Source organism: Thermoanaerobaculia bacterium (assembly GCA_035717485.1).
Lineage (GTDB): Bacteria > Acidobacteriota > Thermoanaerobaculia > UBA5066 > DATFVB01 > DATFVB01.
Genome location: DASTIQ010000258.1, coordinates 1 through 3,681, shown reverse-complemented (window position 1 = coordinate 3,681; position 3,681 = coordinate 1). Strand labels below are relative to the sequence as shown.

Annotated in this window: 3 protein-coding genes; 2 read left to right on the top strand and 1 reads right to left on the bottom strand. The window is 70.0% G+C overall.

From position 1 onward, the window contains the following. On the bottom strand, positions 1-389 hold a 389-nt coding region (locus tag VFS34_13675; protein ID HET9795497.1), incomplete at its 3' end, for a hypothetical protein. Between the two features lie 163 nt (positions 390-552). Here VFS34_13675 and VFS34_13670 point away from each other — a divergent pair. Together VFS34_13670 and VFS34_13665 are read left to right on the top strand one after the other, a co-directional pair. Next, positions 553-2,934 (top strand): response regulator, encoded by a 2,382-nt coding sequence (locus VFS34_13670; protein ID HET9795496.1) that lies wholly within the window; start codon positions 553-555, stop codon positions 2,932-2,934. Positions 2,935-3,029: 95 nt separating this feature from the next. Then, positions 3,030-3,653 (top strand): sigma-70 family RNA polymerase sigma factor, encoded by a 624-nt coding sequence (locus tag VFS34_13665; GenBank protein ID HET9795495.1) that lies wholly within the window; start codon positions 3,030-3,032, stop codon positions 3,651-3,653. The last annotated feature ends 28 nt before the right edge of the window (positions 3,654-3,681 follow it).

Sequence of the window (3,681 nt, the reverse complement as noted above, 5' to 3'; positions counted from 1 at the left end):
AACGCATTGGCGGTGAGCTCCGAAACGACCTCGGCGAGCTCGCCCGCGGATCCGAACCAGCGCGGACCTCCGGCTCCGTCCGGGAGCTCGAGCGCGAGCCCTCGGCGGCGGAGGTCTTCCCGGAACGGCTCGGCGCCTTGCGCCACGACCGACCCCAGCGCAATCTCTTTCGGCGCGGCGTCCTCGCCGCGGGAGAACTCTCCGATCCAGTCCAGCATCTCCGAGGCGTTCTCGAGCGCCTGCTGCGAGATCCGGAGGTTCTCGAGCACGGCCTGGCGGTCGAAGCCGTCCGGCTTCTGAAGGCGACGCGCCGCGACCTCGATGTGCAGCGCCGCGCCGGAGAGCGGCGTCGAAATCTCGTGGCGAAACCGCCGCACGAACTTCTTCATCGCCTCGCTCCGATCGCGGTAATACCGAACCTGTTCCGATCCGTTCATCCCCTGACCACCGGGCGTCAGTTTAGCCGAAAACCGAAAAGGGCGGGAGGCGCCGGCGAGGCCGCGGCTCCGCGCTCCCATGCTAGGATCGAGGCGGCGCTCCGCGCGCCGTCCTATGGCCAGAATCCTCCTCGTCGACGATTCCGAAGAGAACCGCGCGGCCCTCGAGGCGCTCGTCTCCGGGGAGGGGCACTCGCTCGAGACCGTCCGGGAAAGCGGGCTCGCCGCCGATCGCGCCCGGGCGATCGAACCGGACCTCGTGATCGTGGATCTCCTGCTCCCGGGAATGCCCTCCTGGCATCTGATCCGCGAACTGCAGCACGAACCGGCCCTGATCGGCATTCCGATCCTCGGCTTGAGCCCGGCGGGCATGGGAGGAGCGCGGCAGAGGGCGCTCGCGGCCGGGTGCTCGGCCTTCATCGGCGTGCCGGTCGCGCCCGAAGCCGCGCGGTCGACGATCGCCCACCACCTGCGCGCGCGCGAACAGAGCGACATCACGCAGACTCGCCCGCTCGCGTTCGGAACCCCGTCGATCCGCAGCCGCCCGCGGGCCCGCGTGCTCCTCGCTTCGGCCGACGCGGATTTTCTCCATCTTTACGGAGCGACTCTTCGGTACCGCCGATACCAGGTCGACACCGCCGCCTCGACGGCGGAGGTCCTGGACCGGCTGGAGAGCTCGACTCCGCACGTCGTCGTTCTCGACCGGTCCCTTTCGGACGGCTCCGGGATCGACGCGTCGCGGCGGGTGAAGGCCCGGCCGCGCGATCCCCTCGTGCCGGTGCTGCTCCTCGCCGACCCCGCCGACGTGGACGCGGCGATCACCGGCTCGGGCGCCGACGACTTCCTCCTCGTCCCGTTCCACGAGTCGGAGCTCCGCCACCGCGTCCGGAGCCTTCTGTTCCTCGCGAGCGCGGTCGAGGGAGAACGCGAGCGCAGCCGTCAGCTCGCCGCCGTCGCCCGGCAGCTGGCGATCGGCCTCCTCCTGCTCGACGCGGACGGCCGCATCATCCTGATGAACCAGCCGAGCGCGCAGATCCTCGGAGTCGCGCCCGGCGAGCTCCGCGGCCGGTCGACGCGGCATCTCTTCCGGGCGGCGGGCTTTCGGCGCGAGAACGGCGAAGAGCTCCCGGCAGACTTCGATCCCTTCCGGAGGTTCCGTTCGTCCGGCCAGGCCGCCGTCCGCGAGGTGTACACGCTCCCGGGCGCCGATGGCGCGCCCGCCCGCCTGGAAGTCGCCTGGACGGCGATCCTCGACGGCGGACGCCGCTTCCGCGGGGCGGCGGTCTCCGCGCGCCGCCTGGCGGAAGACCCCGAGTCCCAGCGGGCGCTCGCGGAAGCCTACGACCGGCTGATGGAGGTCGACGGACTGAAGTCGAAGTTCCTCTCCACGGTCTCCCACGAGCTCCGGACTCCGCTCAACACGATCATTCTCCTTTCGCACGTGCTGACGACGGAGGCTCCCCGCGCCCGCTCCGAGGAACAACGCGAACACGACCTGCAGATCATCCGGCAGAGCGCCAATGCGCTGCTCCACATGATCAACAACCTCCTCGACCTCGCGCGGATCGAGGGAGGGCAGGCCACCCTCGCCCCGGAGCCGGTCGACCTGCGGGCCTTCCTCGCCGAAACGCTCGAGATCATCGCCCCGCAGGCCGAGAAGAAGCGGCTCCCGGTCCGGCTGGCCATCGCGGAGAACGCTCCCGACGCCATCGCCATCGACCGCGACAAGACCCGGCAGGTGCTCCTGAACCTGCTCTCCAACGCGGTCAAGTTCACGGACCGCGGAGAGGTCGTCCTCGACGTCGCGGCCGCGCCCGGCCCCGCGGTCGCGTTTTCCGTCCGCGACTCCGGAACGGGGATTCCCGCGGACAAGCTCTCGATGATCTTCGAGCCGTTCCGGCAGGCGTCGGAAGGAGAGGCGGCGTCGGCCGGGTCGGGCCTGGGTCTCTCGATCGTCAAGGAGCTCGTTCACCTGATGGGAGGGGAGATCACCGTCACGAGCCGTCCCGGGGAGGGCTCGGTCTTCCGCGCCCTGATCCCGGCCGCGTCCGCGGGCCCGCCGGCCGCCGAGCCCTCGCGGACTTCCGAGCGCCCCCCGAGGACGGCGAGGATCCTGGTCGTCGAGGACGACGAGCACTCGCGGTACGGCCTCTGCTCGGTCCTCTCGATCGAGGGACACTTCACCGCCGAGGCGGCGTCCGCCACGGAGGCTCTCGCGCTCGTCGCTGCCGAGCGTTTCGACGCGATTTTCATGGACATCAGCCTTCCCGACGCGGACGGAACGACCGTCATCCGCCAGCTGCGATCCAACCCGGAGACCGCCGGGGTCCCGATCATCGCGCTGACCGGGCGGACCTCGGATCCGGACCGGCGCGAAATCGACGAGGCGGGCGCCTCCGCCTACCTCTCCAAGCCGGTCGACGTGAAGAGCCTGCTGAAGATGCTCACCGCCCTGCTGGACGGCGTCGAAATCCCCCAGCCAAGCGCCGCCCGCTGACCCGACCCCCGCCCCCCGTCCGGGGGCCTTCCCGGAGCTAAAATGAAGCAACGGAACATTTCCCGGGAACCTGCGTTCTTGAAGGCGAGGAGATGATGACCGAGATCGACGACCACGCGCTCGCAGCCGCCTGCCGGACCGGGGACGACGCCGCGTGGGGCACCCTCGTCGACCGGTACGGGCGCCGCGTGTACGGCATCGCGTACCACTTCACGCTCCGCAAGGAAGACGCCGAGGAGCTCTCCCAGGAGATCTTCCTGAAGGTCTTCGAGAACCTCCACCGGTACGACGGCCGGTACGCCTTCGGAGCCTGGATCGTGTCGCTCGCGCGCAATCTCTGCATCGACCAGTACCGGCGCCGCAAGCGCGAGAAGTCCTTCGTCCACGTCTCGGACGAGTCCGTCATGCCGCTCCTCCCGGCCTCCGACGACCCCGCCCGGAACGCCCTCCAGAAGGAGCGGACGAAGCTCCTTTTCGAAGCGATCGCCGAACTCCCCGAGGAACTCTCCGAGATCCTGATCCTCCGCGACCTCGACGGTCTCGCCTACGAAGAGATCGCCGCGGCGCTCGAGCTCCCCGACGGGACGGTGAAGTCCCGGCTCTTCCGCGCCCGGGCCGAGACCGCGAAGATCATCCGCCGAAAGACCGAGACGCGGAACCGCCCGTCGAGCTGGAAGCCGGGCGCGCTGGCGATGGCGATCGCGGCGGTGGCGTCATGAGCTGCGATTTCCTCGAACGGCACTTCAC